This window comes from Nonomuraea sp. LPB2021202275-12-8 (genome assembly GCF_037044575.1).
Classification (GTDB): Bacteria; Actinomycetota; Actinomycetes; order Streptosporangiales; family Streptosporangiaceae; genus Nonomuraea.
Map to the genome: position 1 here is coordinate 43011 of NZ_JBAHWD010000012.1, position 20019 is coordinate 63029.

Here is a 20019-nt window from a genome sequence, read left to right on the forward strand (position 1 = left end):
AGTTTACGGGCGTTTCGCCCCCCGTAGGGCCTGACCATCCGAAACCGATGCGGACCCGTGCCCCTTCATGGCGTTACCGGTGATGAGGCCTCCGCGTAGCGCCGCCGCGGGATGCGCCCCGCCTGCCGCGCGAGCCTACCGGCTCGCACCGCGCCCTTCATCGCCGCCGCCATCAGATCCGGGCGCTGCGCTCTGGTCACCGCCGTCGCGAGCAGCACGGCGTCGCAGCCGAGCTCCATCGCCAGGGCGGCGTCGCTGGCCGTACCGATGCCCGCGTCGAGGATCACCGGCACCCCGGCGGCCTCCACGATGAGCTCGATGCTGTGCGGGTTGCGGATGCCGAGCCCGGAGCCGATCGGCGAGCCGAGCGGCATCACCGCCGCGCAGCCGGCCTGCTCCAGCCGGCGCGCGAGCGCCGGATCGTCGCCGATGTACGGCAGCACCACGAAACCGTCGGCCACCAGCCGCTCGGCCGCGTCGAACGTCTCGATCGGGTCCGGCAGCAGGGTCCGCTCGTCGGAGATCACCTCGAGCTTGACCCAGTCGGTGCCGAGCGCCTCCCTGGCCAGCCGCGCCGTCAGCACGGCGTCGCCGGCGGTGAAGCAGCCCGCCGTGTTGGGCAGCACCTTGATGTCGCGCCGGCGCAGCACGTCCAGCACCGAACCGCCGGCGCCGGGGTCGAGCCGCCGCATCGCGACCGTGGTCAGCTCGGTGCCGGACGCCACCAGCGCGGCGTCGAGCACCTCCAGCGAGGGCGCGCCGCCCGTGCCCATGATGAGCCGGGAGGAGAACTTCTCCCCGGCGATGATCAGATCATCCACCTTGCACCGCCGTCAGCACCTCCACGCGGTCGCCGTCGCGCAGCGCCGTCGACTCCCAGGCGCTCCGCGTGACCACCTCGCCGTTCACGGCCACCGCCACGCCGGTGGTGGCCGCCGTCAGATTCCGTACGGCCTGCGCCACGGTCATGCCGTCAGGCACCTCGTGGCCGGCCCCATTGACCATCAGTTTCATGAGATATCCCGAAATCTAGCCGGTGAGCAGAATGTCGCGAGGTCGGCCTCCTCGCCCTGCACGATCGCGGCCGTGAGCGGGGCAAGCAGCACCCCGCCCCGGTGGTGCCCGGTGGCCAGCGTGAGCCCGGGCGTCCCGCTCGGCCCGACGATCGGCAGGTTGTCCGGTGTCCCCGGGCGAAGCCCCGCCACCACGTCGGCCACCTCCAGCTCGGTCACGCCGGGCACCAGCTCCCTGGCGTCCCGCAGCAGCTCGTACAGCCCGCCCGCGGTCACCCTGGTGTCGAAGCCCAGCTCCTCCTGCGTGGCACCGACCACCAGCTCCCCGTCGCCCCTCGGCACCAGGTAGACGGGCGTCCCGTGCACCGTCCCGCGCACGCACCGGCCGAGCAGCGGCTGCGCCGCACGCAGCCGCATGATCTGCCCCTTGACCGGCCGGACCGGCACGTCGGCCAGCCCGCCACTCCACGCCCCCGCCGCCAGCACGACCCGCTCGGCGGCGATCTCCCGCGGCCCGGTCGCCGGCTCCAGCCGTACGCCGGTGACCCGGTCGCCCTCGCGCAGCAGCTCGCTCACCCGGGCCCGCACCACCGGGACGCCGCGCCGCTCCAGAGCGGCGAGCAGCGCCGCGGTGACGCGGCGCGGATCCACCCAGGCGTCGGTCCTGGCCAGCAGCCCGCCGCGGACGGAAGGCGCCAGCATCGGCTCCAGCCGCCGGCACTCCCGCCCGGTCAGCCGCTCGACCGGCAGCCCCAGCTTCTCCATGAATGCGGCCAGCTCGCCGAGCGCGGCCAGATCGTCGGCCCCGAACGCCACGTCCAGCGTGCCGTCGGCGCGAAGGTCGAGCCCGGCCCTGGCCGCGGCCAGCAGCCCCCCGTCCGCGCCCAGCCCGCCGCGCGGGTCGGGGCCGGCGTCGGCGCTCAGGCCCGCGTCGGCGGCGAGCTCGGCGGCGAAGGAGGGCCAGCGGGCAAGGGAGGCGACGCCGAGCCGGAGCAGCGGCTCCTCGGTGTAGGAGACCTCGCTGACCGGCGCCAGCATGCCCGCCGCTGCGTGGGAGGCGCCTGAGGCCGGCGCCGGGTCCACCAGAGTGACCGGCCGGCCAGAGCGGGCCAGGCGCCAGGCGATCGACAGCCCGACGACTCCGCCCCCGACGACCAGGTCCATGTCCGCTCCCTTCGCCGGCATGATCCGGATCAGGTGTGTTGCGGTCGAAGGCCCGTCAAGCCTTCCTCTCAGCCCGGTTGTGGCCGGACTCCCGCGCGTCTTACGCCCCCAGCCTACGGCCTCGCCGCGACGGCCAGGCACGCCCCCCGTTATGGTCACTAACGTGAATCATGTCGTAGTGGTGGGCGCGGGGCTGGCGGGTGTGCGCAGTGTCGAGGCCCTGCGCGCGCGGGGATTCGACGGCAGGATCACGCTGATCGGCGAGGAGCGGCACCGGCCCTACGACCGTCCGCCCCTGTCGAAGGCGGTGCTGCTCGGCGACTCCGACTCCAGCTTCGTCGACTCCGACCTGTCCGCGATGGGGATCGACTTCAGGCCGGGCGTCTCCGCCAAGGCGCTGCGGGCGGGCGTCGTGGAGACCACCGAGGGCGAGCTCGGCTACGACGGCCTGGTCATCGCCACCGGAGCCGAGCCGATCACCCTGCCCGGCGACGGCCCGCAGCATGTGCTGCGGACCCTCGACGACTCGCTGGAGCTGCGGGCCAGGCTGGTCCCCGGCGCCAGTGTGGCGGTCATCGGCGCGGGCTGGATCGGCGCGGAGGTGGCCACGGCCGCCCGCCGGGCCGGGTGCGCCGTGACGGTGATCGAGGCGGCGTCCGCCCCGCTCGCGCAGGCGATCGGCGCCGAGCTCGGCGCTCGCACGCTGGGCTGGTACGACGGCATCGACCTGCGCCTCGACACCATGGTCGGCTCGGTGGACGAGGGCGGCGTGGAGCTGGTCGGCGGCGGGTTCGTGCAGGCGCACGTGGTGGTCGCCGGGATCGGCGTGCGCCCGGCCGTCGAGTGGCTCGCCGACGCCGACCTCGACCTGCACAACGGCGTCGTCACCGACGAGCACCTGCGCACCTCGATGCCGGGCGTGGTCGCGGTGGGCGACTGCGCCGCCTGGTGGTCGCGGCGCTTCGGCGCCAGGCTCCGCGTCGAGCACTGGGACACCGCCCTGAGCGCCCCCGAGGTCGCCGCCGCGACACTGCTCGGCGAGGAGGCGGTCTACGACCCGGTCCCGTACTTCTGGTCGGAGCAGTTCGGCCACATGGTCCAGTACGCGGGCCACCACCCGGCCGGCGAACGGCTGCTCTACCGGGGCAGACCAGAGGGCAAGTGGTCGGCCTGCTGGCTCACCGGCGACGACACCCTGGCCGCGGTGCTGGCCGTCGACCGGCCCCGAGACCTCGTCCAGGGCCGCAGAATCATCCAGGCGGGCCATCGTCTGGACACGGAACGCCTGGTGGATCCAGACGTACCCCTACGAGATTGTGTTGTTTGAGCAAGCGCGGCGTGTGGTAGTTGTGGTTTCGTGACGCTTTCTGTTGCACAGATCGACCGGGAGACCGACCAGCTCGTTGACGAGTGGCTCACTCTCCCCGAAGTGGCCCAGCGCCTGGGGGTTCCCCTGGGGCGGGCCAAGCAGCTCCTCAAGGACCACAAGCTGCTCGGCGTAAGGCGGGGCAGCGGCGGACCACAGGTGCCCGCGGTGTTCCTTGAAGGAAAGGACGTGATGAAGGGCCTCCCCGGCACGTTGACCGTGCTGCAGGATGCCGGCTACGACGATGTCGAGGCACTGCGCTGGCTCTTCACCCCCGACGACTCGCTTCCAGGCTCGCCCGTAGAGGCGATCAGGGCGGGTCGTCACACAGAGGTCAAACGGCGTGCCCAGGCCCTCGCTTTCTGACGCCCGCCTCTACCTGTGCACCGACGGGCGGCGTGACCGCGGCGACCTGGCCGACTTCCTCGACGCGGTGCTCGCCGCGGGCGTGGACATCGTCCAGTTGCGGGAGAAGGGGCTCGAGGCGCGCGAAGAGCTCGCGCTCCTGGAGGTCTTCCGCGACGCCTGCGACCGGCACGGCCGGCTGCTGGCGGTCAACGACCGGGCCGACATCGCCCACGCCGCCCATCCAGACGTGCTCCACCTGGGGCAGGACGACCTTCCCGTGACGGTCGCGCGAGAGATACTCGGCGACGACATCGTCATCGGACGGTCCACCCACTCCGCCGACGAGGCATCCGCCGCGGCGGTGGAGGAGGGCGTCGACTACTTCTGCTGCGGCCCGATCTGGCCCACGCCGACCAAGCCCGGCCGACACGCGCCCGGCCCGCCGCTGCTCAGGCACGCGGCGTCGCTGGGCGCCGACCGGCCGTGGTTCGGCATCGGCGGCATCGACCTGTCCAACCTGGACGAGGTCATGTCGTACGGGGTGTCCAGGGTCGTGGTCGTGCGCGCGATCACCGACGCGGAGGACCCGGGCGCCGCGGCGGCCGAGTTCGCCAAGCGGCTCACGTCCTCCGGGACGGCGGCCGGGCCGTAACGGCGCGGGTCACGTCCTGCGGGATGTGGCCGCGACGGCCAGTTCGGCCAGCGCGGTGCGGGCTTCGGGCGTGATCGGCGCCTGCTGGAGCGAGGCGAGGGCCTCGCCGAGATAGTCGCCGATCATGTCCTCGCACTCGCGCAGCGCTCCGGTGCGGTCGATGATCTCGCGCAGGGTGGCCACGCCCCGCTCGTCGAGGGCGGGGTCGCCGAGGAGGCGGCGCACCGTGTCCGCCTCCGCCGTGGAGGCCGCCGCCAGTGTGCGGGCCACGAGCATCGTCCGCTTGCCCTCACGCAGGTCGTCGCCCGCGGGCTTGCCGGTCTGCGCCGGGTCGCCGAACACGCCGAGGATGTCGTCACGCAGCTGGAAGGCGATGCCGACCCGGGTGCCGTAGGTGCTGCACAGCTCGTCCATCCACGGCTCCAGCCTGCCCGCCGCCAGCACCAGACCGAGCCTCAGCGGGTGCTCGACGGAGTATTTGCCGCTCTTGTAGAGCGCGACGCGCAGGGCCGACTCGAAGGTGTTCTCGCCGCCCGCCTGCTCCAGCAGATCCAGATACTGGCCGCACATCAGCTCGGTGCGCATGTGGTCGTGCACCGGCTGGGCCGCCGCCAGCGACTCCGCGGGCAGGCCGCTGGTGCGCCACATCTCACCCGACCAGATCAGCAGCAGGTTGCCCAGCAGGATCGCGGCCCCCTCGCCGAACTGCTCGGCCGAGCCCTGCCAGCCGGACTTCTCGTGCAGCGACTGGAAGCGGCGGTGCGCGGCCGGCATGCCGCGGCGCAGGTCGCTGCGGTCCATCACGTCGTCGTGCACGAGCGCGCTGGCCTGCAGCAGCTCCAGCGAGGCCGCCGCGGTGAAGACGCCCGGCACGTCGGCGCCGCCCGCGCCGCGCCAGCCCCAGTAGCAGAAGGCCGGGCGCAGCCGCTTGCCTCCCGACAGCAGGTCCTCTGCGGCCGTGCGGAGCGGCTCCAGCTCGGCGTCCCCGGTGGCGGGAAGCTGCCGTTCGACGAACTCCCTCAGGCGTCGGTCCACCTGGGCGCGCAGGTCGTCCATGCTCGCGGCGTCTGTGCTCATGCCTTGAGACTAGTGGCCGGGCACCGGCGCCCAGAGAGCGCCTCGGACGGGCCGATTCCCCTGCGGCCGGTGGTGCCGCCGGGTACCGGGTAACCTTGGGTGCATGGCGCTTGGTCGACCCTCCGTCCTGCCCGATCGTGTCCCCACCGTTCGCGAGCTTCTCGCCTCCGGAGCGCGATCGTTCTCCTTCGAGTTCTTCCCTCCCAAGACCGACGAGGGAGAGCGGCAGCTGTGGAAGGCGATCAGAGAGCTGGAGTCGCTGCGGCCGACGTTCGTCTCGGTGACCTACGGCGCCGGCGGCTCCACCCGTGACCGCACGGTCGACATCGTGGAGCGGCTCGCCCACGGCACCACGCTGACGCCCGTGGCCCACTTCACCGCCGTCGACCACTCCATCCGCGAGCTGCGCCACCTGGTCGGCCGCTTCGCCGACGCCGGGGTGCGCAACATCCTCGCGGTGCGCGGCGACCCGCCCGGCGACCCGTCGGCGGAGTGGGTGCAGCACCCCGAAGGCGTCCTCTACGCCGAGGAGCTGGTGCGGCTGATCCGCCAGGCCGGCGACTTCTGCGTGGGCGTGGCAGCGTTCCCCTACAAGCATCCGCGCTCGCCGTCCATCGAGTCCGACACCGAGCACTTCGTGCGCAAGTGCGGGGCCGGGGCCGACTACGCGATCACGCAGATGTTCTTCCAGGCCGACGACTACCTGCGGCTGCGCGACCGGGTGGCGGCGCGAGGCTGTGACACCCCGATCATCCCGTGCATCATGCCGGTGACGCAGATGAGCACGATCGCCCGCTCCGAGCAGCTGTCCGGCGCGCCGTTCCCGCCGGACGTGGCGGCCCGCTTCGAGGCCGTCGCCGACGACCCGGCGGCGGTGCGCAGCCTCGGCATCGACCACGGCGCCGAGCTGTGCCAGCGGCTGCTCGACGAGGGCGCGCCGGGCATCCACTTCATCACCTTCAACCGCTCCAGCGCCTCCCGCGAGGTGTTCCAGCGCCTGCAACCGGCTCCGGCGCTGTCGGCCTGACCCGTGCCGGGGTGTTGACTGGTGGGATGATCGCTGATTTCTGGTTCGATCCTGCCTGCCCCTTCACCTGGATCACCTCCCGGTGGCTGCTCGAGGTGGCGAAGGTCCGGCCGGTCGAGATCCGCTGGCACGTGATGAGCCTCTCGGTGCTCAACGAGGGCCGCGACGACGATCCCGAAGGCGACCCCGAGGGCTATCTCTGGGTGCCGGTGCGCGTCGCCTCGGCCGTGCGGCACCTTCACGGTCAGGAGGCGCTCGGGCGCTTCTACACCGCGCTGTGGACCAGCCGCGACGACGGGCAGGACTGGATCGGCGAGCTCGAGAAGGCGCTGACCGTCGCCGGCCTGCCCGCCGGCCTCGCCGAGGCCGGCCAGACGGACACCTACGACGACCTGGTACGCGCGTCGCACGCCGAGGGCGTCGCGCTGGTCGGCGACCACGTCGGCACGCCAATCTGCGCGGTCACCGGCGCCGCTGAGGAGCGGATCGCCTTCTTCGGCCCCGTCGTCTCCCGCCTGCCCACCGGTGAGCAGGCCGGGCGGCTGTGGGACGGCACGCTGCTGGTGGCGGGCACCCCGCATTTCCACGAGCTCAAGGGCCGGGCACATGAGGAGCCGGAGCTTCCGTGACCGGGGGGCCGCCACCCGCCCGCAGGGGGACCGGGCGGGTGGCGCTGGGGGAAGGCGAGCGGAGAGTAAAGTGAACGCCACTCTCTGTCATGCACTGTGCCCGTCGCGGTGCGGATTCAACCCTCAGCGGGTCAAGCGGTGGCCAGGGGGAGCGGAGAGCCGACGATCGCGTACTCCTCGTGGCCGCCGGGGAAGACGAACCCGCTCAGCAGGTCCGTGAAGCCCATGCCGGCGTAGAGGTGGCGGGCGGCCGTCGGCTGGTCGTGCGTGGACAGCACCGCGGAGCGCTCCGGGCGGCCCGCGCACAAGGTGTTGATCATCGAGCGGCCGATCCCCTTGCCCTGGTAATCGGGATGGACGTGGATCTCGGCCAGCTCGAACGCGTGCCCCATCCAGGCCTCGGCCACCTGATGGCCGGCCCGTTCCTCCAGTGCCCGGTAGACCACGTCGTGCCACCACTGGCCCGCCACGCCGCGGAACCCGTAGGCGAACCCCACCACAAGGGGGGCCGCCGACGCCGTTCCGGCCGTGGCGGTAAGCGGCAAATCGTGCCATTCTGCGAAATAGCACTGGAAATAGGGATATGTCCCATGATTTCGCATGATGGTCTTGCGGCCGGCGATCTGCTCCGCGGGCGGGCGCATGGCGGCGGCGTAAATCTCGATCACCGTGTCCAGGCGTTCGGCGAACTCGGCGGGGCCCGCTCCGCGAAACTCGATCACCGTCGAACCCTACTCCCGTCCCGCACGCCTCACTCGACGTCGACGGGCGTGCCACCGGTCATGCGCACGAGCTCGTCGAACGTGGTCGGGAAGACCGTGTGCGGATGGCCCCCGGCCGCCCAGACCTGCTCGTGCTTGCTCAGCCAGTTGTCCACCAGCGTCCGCACCGGCGCCGGATGCCCGACCGGTGCCACTCCGCCGATCGGCTGCCCGGTGGCCTGCCTGACAAACTCCGGCGTCGCCCGCCCCACCTTCTGGACGCCCGCCGTGCGGGCGATCAGCTCCACGTCCACGCGGTGCGCGCCGCTCGTGAGCACGAGCAGCGGCTCGCCGTCCGCTTCGAAGATCAGACTGTTGGCGATGGCGCCGACCTCGCAGCCCACCTGGGCCGCCGCGGTGGCCGCGGTGGGCGCCTTCTCGGGCAGTACCACGATCTCACCGGCGACTCCGAGGCTGCGGAGCGCGTTTTCCACCCGTATCGCGTTAGCGGGCAACTTCTCTGGCATGCGCACACTCTAAACAGATTGACCACTGGATTACGCGGTCTCGTGGTGGTGTAGGGTCCTTTGATTCTCTTGTTAATGATTTGAGAGGTGGTTGTGGTGAGGGCTCGACGGCTGGCAGGGGTAACCGCTCTCCTGGCGGCGGGAGCCGTCGCACTCGCGGGCTGCGGCACGGCCGCCACCGAGGCGCCGCAGCCACTCGCCGCGCGGATCACGGCACCCGCGCCCTCCTCCGGCGCCGTGGGTGCCGGCGCCGGCCCCACCGCGCCAGTCACCGCGCCCGTCACCGCGCCGGACGGCAAGCTCAAGCTCGGCGCCAAGGGCAAGGCGGTCGTCTGGCTGCAGAGGCGCCTCAAGGAGCTGGGCTACCGCCCGGGCAAGATCGACGGCCGCTACGGCGGCACCACGCTGGCGGCGGTGTGGGCGTTCCAGAAGGTGAACGGCGTCAAGCCGACCAGCACCGTCGGCCGCGCCACCTGGTCGGCGCTGGAGGTGCCGAAGAGCCCAAGGGTGCTGGTCAGGAACGGCAAGGCCACCCGCGCCGAAGTCGACCTCACCAAGCAGGTCATGGTCCTGTACGTCCGCGGCGAGGTGAAGCTCATCACGCACGTCTCCTCCGGCAGCGGCATCCCCTACTGCGAGACCACCACCTGGCAGGGCAAGGAGCAGCGCTTCTGCGGCTCGGCCGGCACGCCGACCGGCAACTACCGGACCACTTGGCGCCGGGACGGCTGGCACAAGTCCTACCTCGGCCAGCTCTACAACCCGATCTTCTTCAACGGCGGCATCGCCTTCCACGGCGCGCTGTCGGTGCCGCTGTATCCGGCTTCGCACGGCTGCGTCCGCATGCCGATGAACGTCGCCGAGGAGCTCCCCGGCCTGCTCGGCGCGGGCGTCCCGGTACACGTGCGCGGCAAGTTCCGCCGCTGACCGTGCCGGTGCCGGGCCTGTCGCGGCCCGCCCGGCTCAGGCCGCGCCGCGCCCGCTGCCGGGCAGGTCGTGCAGGCCGCGCACGGCGATCTCGGCGGCACGGCGCACCGCCTCCCACACCTGCTCGCTGGGATCGCCGCCCGTGAGGCTGGCCATGGCGGCGAGCTTGACCGCGCCGATCAGCGAGCCGACGACCGCGGCCGACTCCACGAGGTCCAGCTCGTCCGGGTAGGCCTCCCGCAGGGCCCGCGCGAGCTGGAGCTGGCTGTCGAACAGCAGGTGCAGGGCGCGGGCCTGGAGCGCGGGGACGGTCATCATCAGGTCGAGCCGCGCCTGCGCCTCCTCCAGACCGAAGTTGTCCTCGCGACCGGCCCAGTCGAGGCTGCTCTGCACCACGCGGAGCAGCAGGGCCGCCACCGGCTCTCCCGGCATCCTGTCGTGGAGCAGGGCCAGCGCGCCACCCGTCCGCTCCTGGCTGTCGTGGAAGATCACGTCTTCCTTGCTCGCGAAGTAGCTGAAGAACGTCCGCGTTGACACCTCGGCCTCGGCCGCGATCTCCGCGATCGTGGTCTCCTCGTAGCCCTTCTCGTTGAACAGCCGGAGCGCGGCATGCACCAGCGCCCGGCGCGTGCGCTGCTTCTTGCGCTCCCGCAGGCCCACCATGGGCGAACTCTACTGCATCGATACGCGTATTTCACTCATTGCAATTTTGCACTCGATGTTGTTTCGTGGGAGGGAGAACGGGAGAGGAGACCTTGACATGACCGAACTGACCCTGACCACCGAACGCGAGCGTCCCTTCGATCCGCCCGACGCATACACGCGCATCCGACAACAGGCCGCCGTGCACCCCATGACCTACGCCGACGGCCACCTCGGCTGGCTGGTCACCGGTTACGCGGCGGCCCGCGCCGTGCTCGCCGACCCGCGCTTCAGCAACCGGCCCGAGCTCATGCACCCGCCGCTCCCCAGCCGGATCGAACTCGCCGAGGAGGTGCGCGAGCAGCAGTTCAAGGTGCCGCCCGGCTTCTTCCTGCGCATGGACGCCCCGGAGCACACCCGGTTCCGCAAACTGCTGACCGGCCAGTTCACCGTCCGCAGGATGAAGCAGCTCGAGCCCAGGATCCAGGAGATCGCCGAGTCCTGCCTGGACGCCATGGAGGCCGCCGGGCCGCCGGTCGACCTGGTCAGCGCCTTCGCGCTGCCCATCCCGTCGCTGGTGATCTGCGAGCTGCTCGGGGTGCCGTACGAGGACAGGGCGCAGTTTCAGGACGACTCCAAGATCCTGGTCAATCTCGAGACCAAGGCGGAGGACGCGATCGGCGCGCTCGGCAGGATCTCCGCGTACCTGTACGGGCTGATCCAGCGCAAGCGCGCCGAGCCCGAGGACGACCTGCTCAGTGGCCTGGTGGCGGGCGGCGAGCTGAACGACGAGGAGCTGACCGGCGTCGCGGTCCTGCTGCTGATCGCGGGACACGAGACCACCGCCAACATGCTCGGCCTCGGCACCTACGCGCTGCTCACCAACCCCGACCAGCTCGCCGCCATGCGCGACGACCCGGCACTGGTGGACAACGGCGTCGAAGAGCTGCTCCGCTACCTCACCATCATCCACCTGGGCCCGATCAGGACCGCCCTGGAGGACGTCGAGATCGAGGGCCACCTGATCAGGAAGGGCGACGCGGTCACCCTGCACCTGCCGGTGGTCAACCGGGACCCGGCCAAGTTCCCGGGCGCCGACCGCCTCGACGTCACCCGCGAGGCCACCGGCCACCTGACCTTCGGGCACGGCATCCACCAGTGCCTCGGCCAGCAGCTCGCCCGGGCGGAGATGCGCATCGGCTACAGTGCGCTGCTGCGCCGACTGCCTGGCCTACGCTTGGCCGTACCACCTGAGGAGGTGCCCATGCGCTCGGACATGAGCATTTACGGAGTGCACCGCCTCCCCGTCACCTGGTAGGAATCATGAAGATCGAAGCCAACGCCACCCTGTGCATCGGAGCGGGCATGTGCGCCCTCACGGTGCCGCAGGTGTTCGACCAGAGCGAGGACGAGGGCACGGTCGTGCTCCTTCAGCAGGCCCCGTCCGCCGACCTGGAGGAGGCGGTGCGCCGCGCCGTCAACCTCTGCCCGTCGGGCGCCATATCGGTCGTCTGACCCCCGATGACGGCCGCCGCCACGGTGGCGGCCGTCTCAGAACGCCGCCCCCTGTCCGTTCGTGCCTGGACCGGTGACGGCGTAGACGCGGGTCGTGCCGAACACGCCGCCGACCGTTCGCCGCCTGGGCGCCACCGTGCGCAGGTGCCGGAAGCGGCCGGTTCCGAGCAGGAACGGCTCCTCGACGGGATTGAAGTAGACCAGCGTGATCGGGCGCGGGCACCGGTCGGCCGAGGCGATCAGCCTCTCCATGGCCATGGCGAAGATCGCACCCCTGAACGGGTTGTTGAGGAACACCACGCTCACGTCGTCCGGGATCGCGAACTCCAGCGCGTCGGATTGCACGAACTCCACACTCCCGGCACGCACCCGGAGCCGGGTGCTCGCCAGATTGGCCCGCGCGACCTCGGTGAGCTCCGGCGACAGCTCGACGCCGATCACCCGCCTGAACGGATAGCTGCTGGCAGCCTCCAGCGCCATCCGGCCCTTGCCCGCGCCGAGGTCCACGAACACGTCCCGCTCGCCCACGTCCCGGGGCGGCAGCGCGCGCCGCAACGTGCCCCAGTGGGCGGGGGAGTAGTAGACCCGCTCCGGGTGGTCGAGCCCGAAGTCGGCCAGGTCGGCGAAGTCGGCGGTGCTGACGCCGTACCTCTGGTCGTACAGCAGCCTGGACAGCCGCTGGCGCACCCTGCGCAGGGCCACCGGCCCGCCGAGGTGCATCACCTCCTCGCCGAGCTGCAGTTGCGCCTCCCAGGCCAGCGCGGCGGGCGCGCCCAGCGCGAGCGCCCCCACCAGCAGCGGGACGCGCCCCCGCGCGGCGCCGGCGAATCTGCTCCACGCGGGGGCGAGGGGGTTCGGCCGGCTCGCGGGGTAGTCGACGGTCATGGGGGTCTCCTCGCAGGAGTCGGCTGGTGGCGGGTCGTCATGAGGGGCGATCAGCCGCGATCCTGGAGTTGGTCTCGGCGGCCACGCGGTTCGCCTGCCGGCAGATCACCAGCAGGCCGCCCACGAGCAGGAGGGCCTGGCCGGTCACGACCGCGGCTTCGGCGGCGTCCGGCGGGCCCAGCACGAGCTCGGCCACGACGGAGACGGCGACGACCATGACCATGAGCAGCGCGAGGCGGCGCATCGGCGCCTTCGCCCACGCGTGGGCGGCGTCCCAGGCCTCGCGGGACGCGAGCGTCTGCCGGGTGCGCAGGCCCGCCAGCCCGTTGCGAGAGTCGACGGCGCCCGACTCGTCGTAGAGGGGAATGATGAGCAGGGCCAGCGCGGGAAGAGTGAGGATCGCGGTCATGAGGATCGAGCCCATGCTGGCATCGTAGCCAGGACGGGTGCGGGCGCCAGTGCGATCAGTGAGAGGCCCCGTCCCTCTCACGCCGGGACGCTGCCGGGCGTTCGCCCGGACCGTGCTAGTGCGTCTTGTACGGCGCCGGAACGGGTATTTCCGTCATGGTCATCGAACCTGTGTTCGTGGAACAGGTTGACACCGAACGTGATCGAAATTATGTTCGACCTAGTGACGTGAGGCTCGCGGCTCACGTCGAAGGACCTGGTCGCGGGCCATCGCTTCCCCCAAGCGAGACCCCGCGATCAGGCTCCACGGGCGAAGGGCGCGTCCTCGTCGTCGGCGGAGACGAGTGGGCGTGTCCTGGCCGGACGGGGAGAGGGGAAGCTCCTCGTCCGGCCAGCCCGGCGGAATTGTCGGTGGAGTCTGCGAGTCTGGGCTTCACCGGTGGAGACGCCGGGAGTCGCCCACGACTCGAAGGAGGCGAGCAAGATGGCACCACGGCTCAGAGATACGCCCGGGCCCCGGCCTTCGCCTGCGGTTCGGGCACATTTGACTGATTCGCGTTCCTGCCTGGCGGAGGCGGCTGCGGCCCGCACCCCTGCATCGCGCTACGTGGCGGCGCACCTGGCGGCGCTGCGAGCGGCCGCGGCGATCCTCGCCGCCCGCCCGAAGCCCACGGAAGGCCGCAGGCGACGGCTGCGCAGCGCCTGGGAGCTGCTGCCCGAGGCAGAGCCCCAGCTCGCCGAGTGGGCCGCCTACTTCGCCGTGAGCGCCGCCAAGCGCGCCGCCGCCGAGGCCGGCATGGTCCGGGGCGTCAGCGCCGCGGACGCGGACGAGCTCCTGGCCGAGGCGGACACCTTCGTCTGCACCGTCGAGGACATCCTCGGCGTCCCCGCCCAGCCCCAGCTTCCCGTGGACGTGCCCCTGGCGGGCTGACACCCCACCCACCCCCCACGAGCGCCCCCGTCTCCGAGGGCACCACTTCCTCACCTCCCGAGGCATGACGAGGGCCAGGCGAACGTTCGTTCCGCACGAACACCGCGCCGGTGGGATGTCACCGCCACCACCCCAGCCACCACCCCAGCCACCCCGCCCGTGCCTGCCCGCACGGGTCCCTGCCCGCGCCTTTGCCCGCGCCCACATCGGTTGTGCCTACGCCCGGCCCGCGCACACGACCCGCACCGCCTGCCCACGCCCGCACTGGCTGCCCGCACTGGTCGTGCGCCCGGCCGCACGGGTGCCCACGCCACCCTTCTGCGCCCGGCCGCACGGCTGCTCCGCAGCACCGGTCGTGCCCGGTTGCACGGCCCTGCCCAAGTGATTTCGCGCCTCAGAGCGGGGACAAGTTGTCGGTGTCCGGGAGCCGCCCGGCGATCGCTGGAGCAACCGGAGACGCCGGTGTGGTGCTCGTTCTCCGGGGCGTTGATCTGGACGCGAGTCCCGGTGGGACTGCGTGCCGTGCCGAGCCTGCCTGCCCCACCTCGACGTGCCCGGGGGGCCGGAAACCTGCCTGAGGGCTCGCCTGCGGTCGGTGGGGTTCCGCTTCACGGTGTCTCGCGGGGCGCGCTCGGACGGCGGCGTGGGACGCGGTGAGCGGTTCGGCGGTGGGTGGGGAGGGGCCCGGGTGCGCGAAAGGGGCGCGCCGTGGGTGCGGCGCGCCCCTTTCGCGATGTGCGGAGGGTGTCAGAAGGACTCGACGGCCCGGCGGGCCTCGGCGTCGAGGACGCCCCAGCTGATGAGCTCCTCGGTCAGCTCGCTCGGCGACTTGTCATAGATCACGGCCAGGGAGCGCAAGTCCTCCTGGCGGATGGACAAGACCTTGCCGTTGTAGTCGCCGCGCTGGCTCTGGATCGTCGCGGCGTAGCGGGCGAGGGCACCCGCCTTCTCCTTCGGCAGTGTGGCAAGCCGCTCCAGGTCGATCACAAGTTTCGGGGTCGGCCCGAGCGGGCTGGGTGCGGCACCACCGGGCAGCAGCTCCGAGACGGGCACTCCGTAGAAGTCGGCAAGCTCGGCAAGCTTCTGCACCGTGACCGCACGGTCGCCACGCTCGTACGAGCCAACGACGACGGCCTTCCACCGGCCGCGCGACTTCTCCTCGACTCCGTGCAGGGACAGGCCCTGCTGGGTGCGGATGGCGCGGAGTCGTGCACCCAGCGACTTTGCGTACTCAGACGGCATTTGTGTGGCCCCCCGGCTCTCGTATGTGTAGCTCTTAGTAGATTGTGCTCCCTTGCGGCGAATGCCTGAGCCACCGGGGGTCCGGTGCCGGGGTTCGGCACCATTCGGTGGCGATGGCCCCTGGTCTGCTCCAGGGCGCCGCGCGGTTTCGGTTACGCACAGTGACGGTAAAGGGGTGGACGCCGAAGGTCAAGCTGATTGGAAAAAAGATGCCGAATCCGGTCCGGTATGGAACGCCTCATAGGTCCCCGATGTCCCACTGGTAACGGTACTTCGGCACAGTTTGCCGAGTGTCCGGCCGTCAGGCCGCAAGGGTCAGGTCTGGCGCGTGAGAATCATGACGGGGCGGGTCGCGGCCCGGACGATCTTGATGCTGGTGTCGCCGAGGAAGACCCGCCGCAGGGGGCCAGAGTCGCTGGAGGCGCAGATGATGAGCTCGCCCGGCAGCCAGACGCCGGAGTGCACGGCCTGGGGGACGCTCCTGCCCTCCAGGATCTCCACCTCGACCTCGGCGCGCCGGCGGTGCCCGCGGGCCGCGGCCTTGAGGTCCGCGGTCGCCTGGTCGCGCAGCCGCAGCAGCATGTCCTCCTCGACCTTGGCCGGCTTGGCGCTGCTGACCAGGAGCGTGACCAGCCGCAGCGGGAGATCGAGGGCGCCCGCGAGCCCGGCCGCGTTCTTGAGGAGCGGGTCGGCGCAGGGACCGCGCCGGTAGGCGACGGTGATCCGTTCCAGCGCGGGCGGCGGGGCCTCGGAGTAGCCGAGCGGGGCGAGGACCACCGGCACCGGTGAGGCGTGCAGGAGCTGGTCGGCGGTGCTGCCGAGGGCGATGCGGCCGACGGTGCCGCCCGGCGCCGAGCCGATCACGACCGCGGCGGCGCCGCGCTTGCGCGCCAGCTCCACCAGCCCTCGCCCGCTGCCCTTGTGCGTGTGGGTGATGTAGTCGGCGTCGTCGCCCGCCAGCTCGCGCGCCTGCGCGAGGGCGGCGGTGGCCTGCTCCTCCAGGTAGGCGGCCCACGCGCTCGCGTCGGCCCTGGCCGGTCCCGGCGCGCCCCATGCGGGCGGCTTCACGGTCGCCACCGTCAGGTGCGCGCCTGTCTGCCTGGCCAGGAGTACGGCCAGCGCCAGCCCGTCGCGCCCCTGCGGCTGAGGGATGAAACCGGTCAGCAGGTTGTCGAACTTCATCAGGACACCTCGGCGTTCAGCCGCGAGTGGCGGTAGCCGTACAGGAAGTAGCAGATCACGCCCACGAGCATCCACAGCCCGAACGCCACCCAGGTGACGCCGGCCAGGCCGGCCATCACCAGGAAGCAGAAGATGGTGCCGAGGACGGGCGTGAGCGGGAACAGCGGGGTCCGGAAGCTGCGCGGCAGGTCGGGGCGGCGATAGCGCAGGATGAGCACGCCGACGTTGACGATCGCGAACGCGAACAGGGTGCCGATGCTGGTCGCCTCGGCGAGCTGGCCGAGCGGGATCAGCCCGGCCAGCACGGAGATGAACGCGGTGACGATGAGCGTGTTGGCGACCGGCACCTGGCGGCGCGGGTTCACCCGCTGGAAGATGCGCGGGATGAGCCCGTCGCGGGACATGGCGAACAGGATGCGGGTCTGGCCGTACATGACCGTCAGCACCACGCTGGCGATCGCGATCACCGCGCCGAACGACACGATGAGGCCCGCCCAGGTGCCGCCGGTGGCCACGTCCGCGATCAGCGACAGGCTCGCCTCGGTGCTGTCGGGGTCGAAGTCGGTCCACGGCATGGCGCCGATGGCGCTCAGCGCGACCAGCACGTAGAGCAGCGTCACGATGCCCAGCGACAAGATGATGGCCAGAGGCAGGTCGCGGCGGGGGTTCTTGGCCTCCTCACCCGCGGTGGAGGCGGCGTCGAAGCCGATGTAGGAGAAGAACACCTGGGAGGCGGCGGCCGTCACGCCCGCGACGCCCATCGGCGCGAAGGGGCTGAAGTTCCCGGCGCTGAAGCCGGCGAACGCGACCGCGCAGAAGAAGACCAGCACGGCGATCTTGATCAGCACGAACACCGCGTTGGCCGAGGCGCTCTCCGACGCACCGCGCAGCAGCAGCCAGGTGGCCAGCACCACGATCAGGATCGCGGTGACGTTCACCACCCCGCCGTCCTGGCCGGGGGAGCGGGTGATCGCGTCGGGCAGGCTCCAGCCGAACAGGCTCTCCAGGAAGGCGTTGAGGTATTCGCCCCAGCCCACGGAGACCGCCGCGACCGAGACGGCGTACTCCAGCATGAGGCACCAGCCGCAGATCCAGGCCACGATCTCGCCCATGGTGGCGTACGCGTAGGAGTAGGAGGAGCCGGACACCGGGATGGTCCCGGCCAGCTCGGCGTACGACAGGGCGGAGAACAGCGCCGTGATGGCGGCCAGCACGAACGCCAGCACCACCGCAGGGCCGGCCTTGGGCACGGCCTGGCCGAGGATGACGAAGATGCCGGTGCCGAGCGTGGCGCCGACGCTGAAGAGCGTGAGCTGCCACAGGGACATGGTGCGGCGCAGTTCGCCGCCCTCGCCGTGGCCGCCTTCGGCCACGATGCGCTCGGTCGGCTTGGTGCGGAACAAAGCTCTCGCCAGTGACACCTCAAGACCTCCTCGACGCCTAAAGCGTGCTGGTCAGCGGCCATCTGGCGTTCGGTGTGACGATCGTTCCCGCGTAGCCGCCGAGTATGCGCTCCGCCTCGTCCAGCTTGCCGATGGCCGCCATGTCGCCGGTCGTCTCGACGAACCGGCAGACAGCCTCCACCTTCGGCCCCATCGAGCCTGCGGGGAAGTCCATGGCGCGCAGCTCGTACGGGGTGGTGTGCGCGATCTCCTCCTGCCGCGGCGTGCCGAAGTGCTTCATGACGCGCGGCACGTCGGTGAGGATCAGGAACGCGTCGCAGTCGAGCGCCTCGGCCAGCATGGACGCGGTGAGGTCCTTGTCGACGACGGCCTCCACGCCCGACAGGCGGCCCTGCGCGTCGCGGATGACCGGGATGCCGCCGCCGCCCGCGCAGACGATCACCACGCCCTCGCGGACCATCTTGCGCACCAGCCGGGTCTCCACCACGCGCTGCGGAGCGGGGGAGGGGACGACGCGGCGCCAGTGGTGGGGCCCGTCGGGCTTGACGGTCCAGCCGTACTCGGCGGCCAGCTTCTCGGCCTCCTCGCGCTCGTACACCTGGCCGACGAACTTGGTCGGGTCGTCGAAGGCCGGGTCCACCGCCGACACGAGGGTCTGCGTGACCATGGCCAGGACCTGCCTGCCCGGCAGCGCGTTCTGCAGCGCCTGGAGCAGCCAGTAGCCGATCATGCCCTGCGTCTGCGCGCCGAGCGTGTCGAACGGGTACGGCCTGGTCAGGTTCGGGTCCGCGGCGCTCTCCAGGGCCAGCATGCCGACCTGGGGGCCGTTGCCGTGGGTGATGATCAGCTCGTGCTTCCTGGCGAGCTGGGCGAGCGTCTTGACCACGGTGCGCAGGTTGCCCATCTGGGCGTCCGCGTCCGGGCTCTGGCCCCTGCGCAGCAGCGCGTTGCCGCCGAGTGCGACGATGACCCGCATCCCGTCCGCCTCCCGTCAGATGCCGTCGCGCTCGAGCGGGCAGCTCATGCAGCGCGGCCCGCCGCGCCCTCTGCCGAGCTCGCTGCCCCGGATCGTGATGACCTCGATGCCGTTGTCGCGCAGGTAGTTGTTGGTGGTGGTGTTGCGCTCGTAGGCGATGACCACGCCGGGTTCGACGGCGAGCCCGTTGCAGCCGTCGTCCCACTGCTCACGCTCGGCGGCGTAGACGTCCTGGGTCGGCGTGAGCACCGTGATCTCCGGCAGGTCCAGCGCGTGGGCGATGGCCCGGTGCATGTCCTGCGGGGGATGGTCGGTGACCTCGAGCTCCTTGTCGGTGCGCCCCGGCTCGATCGTGTAGGCGGGCAGCATGCCGAGCCCCGCGTACTGGGTGAAGACCCCCGCGTCCAGCATCGTCATGACGGTGTCGAGATGCATGAACGCGCGGCGCTTCGGCATGTCGAGCGCCACGATCCTGGTGGCCGAGCCGGCCCTGAAGAGGTTGCGGGCGAGCATCTCGACGGACTGCGGCTGGGTGCGCTCGCTCATCCCGACGAGCACCGCGCCCCGGCCGATGACCAGCACGTCGCCGCCCTCCAGGGTGGCGGGCGCCACCGCCTGGCCGGGCATCCAGACGTGGTAGCCGCTCTGCCCCGGCCGGCCGAACCCGTCGGCGAACGTCGGGTGGAACTCGTAGATCGCCTCCATGTTCACCGTCTCGCGCATCCGCGCCTTCTTCTTCATCGCGTTGATCGACACGCCGTCGTACACCCAGCAGGAGGTGTCGCGGGTGAACAGGTGGTTCGGCAGCGGCGGCAGGATGAAGTCGTCCGGGCCCATCGTGTGCAGGACCACCGACTTGGGGGAGCAGCCCAGCGCCGCCAGCTCGCGCACGGTGATGCCCCCGGTCAGGTAGGTGCCGAGGGTGGCGGAGTCCATCGCGTCGAGGGTGTTGCGGATGTCGTCGACGGCGACCGGGCCGAGCCAGCGCTCGTCGACGACAGCGTCCAGGATGTGCTTGCGCGCCTCGGGGATCTCGACGGTCTCCCGCAGCAGGTCCGAGAGCATGTGGATCTGGATGCCGCGCCCGCGCAGCACCTGCTGGAACTCCTCGTGCTCCTCCATCGCCCGCTGCACCCACAGCACGTCGTCGAAGAGGAACGCGTCCTTGTTGGTGGGGGTGAGCCGTTTGAGTGCCAGCTCCGGCTTGTGCAGGAGGACCTGGTGCAGCCGGCCCACCTCCGAATCGACATGGAATGTCATCTTTCGTCTATCCCCCAAACGCCGGTCGTCACGCCAGGCGGGGCGCATCCCCCGGCGAGTTGTGGCTGGTAGCGCCTGGTACTGTGTGTCGCGACCAACACCCTTTAAGACCCGTCCCGTGAGGCGGGAAAGGTGGTGAATCCC

General features: G+C 71.4%; 23 protein-coding genes and 1 riboswitch. Of the genes, 9 read left to right on the forward strand and 14 right to left on the reverse strand.

Going from position 1 to position 20019, the window contains the following annotated elements; translation table 11 throughout:
- Positions 1 to 65: 65 nt before the first annotated feature.
- The 3 genes from V5E28_RS22760 to V5E28_RS22770 all read right to left on the reverse strand — a co-directional run bounded on the left by V5E28_RS22760 (position 66) and on the right by V5E28_RS22770 (position 2177).
- Entirely contained in the window at positions 66 to 821 is a 756-nt protein-coding gene (locus V5E28_RS22760) for a thiazole synthase (RefSeq protein WP_336209047.1), read from the reverse strand.
- Positions 814 to 1014 carry a sulfur carrier protein ThiS gene (gene thiS, locus V5E28_RS22765; RefSeq protein ID WP_336209049.1) on the reverse strand — a complete coding sequence of 67 codons (201 nt, stop codon included), beginning with the start codon at positions 1012 to 1014 and terminating at the stop codon, positions 814 to 816. The genes V5E28_RS22760 and thiS overlap by 8 nt, the downstream gene beginning before the upstream one ends.
- Positions 1011 to 2177, reverse strand: coding sequence for an FAD-dependent oxidoreductase (locus V5E28_RS22770; RefSeq protein ID WP_336209051.1), 1167 nt, complete (start codon positions 2175 to 2177; stop codon positions 1011 to 1013). Before V5E28_RS22770 ends, thiS begins: the two co-directional genes overlap by 4 nt.
- Positions 2167 to 2282: riboswitch (TPP riboswitch) on the reverse strand. Its footprint overlaps the gene before it by 11 nt.
- A gap of 58 nt (positions 2283 to 2340) precedes the next feature.
- Here V5E28_RS22770 and V5E28_RS22775 point away from each other — a divergent pair.
- Genes V5E28_RS22775 through thiE form a run of 3 tightly spaced genes read left to right on the forward strand, consistent with a single transcriptional unit; the run spans position 2341 to position 4543 of the window.
- Positions 2341 to 3504, forward strand: coding sequence for an NAD(P)/FAD-dependent oxidoreductase (locus V5E28_RS22775; protein WP_336209052.1), 1164 nt, complete (start codon positions 2341 to 2343; stop codon positions 3502 to 3504).
- 30 nt (positions 3505 to 3534) lie between these two features.
- Entirely contained in the window at positions 3535 to 3909 is a 375-nt protein-coding gene (locus tag V5E28_RS22780) for an Rv2175c family DNA-binding protein (RefSeq protein WP_336209053.1), read from the forward strand.
- Positions 3887 to 4543 carry a thiamine phosphate synthase gene (gene thiE / locus V5E28_RS22785; RefSeq protein ID WP_336209054.1) on the forward strand — a complete coding sequence of 219 codons (657 nt, stop codon included), beginning with the start codon at positions 3887 to 3889 and terminating at the stop codon, positions 4541 to 4543. Before V5E28_RS22780 ends, thiE begins: the two co-directional genes overlap by 23 nt.
- Before the next feature lie 9 nt (positions 4544 to 4552).
- On the opposite strand, the gene V5E28_RS22790 is transcribed toward thiE, so the two are convergent.
- Complete coding sequence (locus tag V5E28_RS22790) at positions 4553 to 5620, reverse strand: polyprenyl synthetase family protein (protein ID WP_336209055.1); 1068 nt, start codon at positions 5618 to 5620, stop codon at positions 4553 to 4555.
- A gap of 103 nt (positions 5621 to 5723) precedes the next feature.
- Between V5E28_RS22790 and metF the strand changes: the two genes are divergently transcribed.
- Positions 5724 to 6647, forward strand: a complete 924-nt coding sequence (gene metF, locus V5E28_RS22795; protein WP_336209056.1) for a methylenetetrahydrofolate reductase [NAD(P)H] — start codon at positions 5724 to 5726, stop codon at positions 6645 to 6647.
- A 26-nt stretch (positions 6648 to 6673) separates the two neighbouring features.
- Positions 6674 to 7276, forward strand: a complete 603-nt coding sequence (locus V5E28_RS22800; protein ID WP_336209057.1) for a DsbA family protein — start codon at positions 6674 to 6676, stop codon at positions 7274 to 7276.
- A 131-nt stretch (positions 7277 to 7407) separates the two neighbouring features.
- Here V5E28_RS22800 and V5E28_RS22805 read toward each other — a convergent pair whose 3' ends face one another.
- Both V5E28_RS22805 and V5E28_RS22810 read right to left on the reverse strand, forming a co-directional pair.
- Positions 7408 to 7998, reverse strand: a complete 591-nt coding sequence (locus tag V5E28_RS22805; protein ID WP_336209058.1) for a GNAT family N-acetyltransferase — start codon at positions 7996 to 7998, stop codon at positions 7408 to 7410.
- Between the two features lie 29 nt (positions 7999 to 8027).
- On the reverse strand, positions 8028 to 8504 hold the full coding sequence (locus tag V5E28_RS22810; RefSeq protein WP_336209059.1) for a YbaK/EbsC family protein: 477 nt from the start codon (positions 8502 to 8504) through the stop codon (positions 8028 to 8030).
- 96 nt (positions 8505 to 8600) lie between these two features.
- Here V5E28_RS22810 and V5E28_RS22815 point away from each other — a divergent pair, with 96 nt between their 5' ends.
- The gene (locus tag V5E28_RS22815) at positions 8601 to 9431 is read left to right on the forward strand and encodes a L,D-transpeptidase family protein (RefSeq protein WP_336209060.1); all 831 of its coding nucleotides are present in this window, start codon (positions 8601 to 8603) and stop codon (positions 9429 to 9431) included.
- A 36-nt stretch (positions 9432 to 9467) separates the two neighbouring features.
- On the opposite strand, the gene V5E28_RS22820 is transcribed toward V5E28_RS22815, so the two are convergent.
- Positions 9468 to 10094, reverse strand: coding sequence for a TetR/AcrR family transcriptional regulator (locus V5E28_RS22820; protein ID WP_336209061.1), 627 nt, complete (start codon positions 10092 to 10094; stop codon positions 9468 to 9470).
- A gap of 97 nt (positions 10095 to 10191) precedes the next feature.
- Here V5E28_RS22820 and V5E28_RS22825 point away from each other — a divergent pair, with 97 nt between their 5' ends.
- A complete protein-coding gene (locus V5E28_RS22825; RefSeq protein WP_336209062.1) occupies positions 10192 to 11391 on the forward strand; it encodes a cytochrome P450 in 1200 nt (399 codons plus the stop codon).
- Positions 11392 to 11396: 5 nt separating this feature from the next.
- Positions 11397 to 11588, forward strand: a complete 192-nt coding sequence (locus tag V5E28_RS22830; RefSeq protein WP_336209063.1) for a ferredoxin — start codon at positions 11397 to 11399, stop codon at positions 11586 to 11588.
- 36 nt (positions 11589 to 11624) lie between these two features.
- Here V5E28_RS22830 and V5E28_RS22835 read toward each other — a convergent pair whose 3' ends face one another.
- Both V5E28_RS22835 and V5E28_RS22840 read right to left on the reverse strand, forming a co-directional pair.
- Positions 11625 to 12473: a class I SAM-dependent methyltransferase gene (locus V5E28_RS22835; RefSeq protein WP_336209064.1), complete on the reverse strand. Its 849-nt coding sequence runs from the start codon at positions 12471 to 12473 to the stop codon at positions 11625 to 11627.
- Positions 12474 to 12510: 37 nt separating this feature from the next.
- The gene (locus V5E28_RS22840) at positions 12511 to 12897 is read right to left on the reverse strand and encodes an SdpI family protein (protein WP_336209065.1); all 387 of its coding nucleotides are present in this window, start codon (positions 12895 to 12897) and stop codon (positions 12511 to 12513) included.
- Positions 12898 to 13425: 528 nt separating this feature from the next.
- Between V5E28_RS22840 and V5E28_RS22845 the strand changes: the two genes are divergently transcribed.
- Positions 13426 to 13812, forward strand: coding sequence for an SAV_6107 family HEPN domain-containing protein (locus V5E28_RS22845; RefSeq protein ID WP_336209066.1), 387 nt, complete (start codon positions 13426 to 13428; stop codon positions 13810 to 13812).
- A gap of 747 nt (positions 13813 to 14559) precedes the next feature.
- On the opposite strand, the gene bldD is transcribed toward V5E28_RS22845, so the two are convergent.
- From bldD to V5E28_RS22870, 5 genes are all read right to left on the reverse strand, one after another.
- A complete protein-coding gene (gene bldD, locus V5E28_RS22850) occupies positions 14560 to 15054 on the reverse strand; it encodes a transcriptional regulator BldD (RefSeq protein WP_026214021.1) in 495 nt (164 codons plus the stop codon).
- Between the two features lie 315 nt (positions 15055 to 15369).
- Positions 15370 to 16236 (reverse strand): universal stress protein, encoded by an 867-nt coding sequence (locus V5E28_RS22855; protein ID WP_336209067.1) that lies wholly within the window; start codon positions 16234 to 16236, stop codon positions 15370 to 15372.
- Positions 16236 to 17657, reverse strand: a complete 1422-nt coding sequence (locus tag V5E28_RS22860) for an amino acid permease (RefSeq protein WP_336209068.1) — start codon at positions 17655 to 17657, stop codon at positions 16236 to 16238. The genes V5E28_RS22855 and V5E28_RS22860 overlap by 1 nt, the downstream gene beginning before the upstream one ends.
- A 19-nt stretch (positions 17658 to 17676) precedes the next feature.
- A complete protein-coding gene (gene arcC / locus V5E28_RS22865; RefSeq protein ID WP_336209069.1) occupies positions 17677 to 18615 on the reverse strand; it encodes a carbamate kinase in 939 nt (312 codons plus the stop codon).
- A gap of 15 nt (positions 18616 to 18630) precedes the next feature.
- Positions 18631 to 19875 carry an arginine deiminase gene (locus V5E28_RS22870; protein ID WP_336209070.1) on the reverse strand — a complete coding sequence of 415 codons (1245 nt, stop codon included), beginning with the start codon at positions 19873 to 19875 and terminating at the stop codon, positions 18631 to 18633.
- Positions 19876 to 20019: the final 144 nt, after the last annotated feature.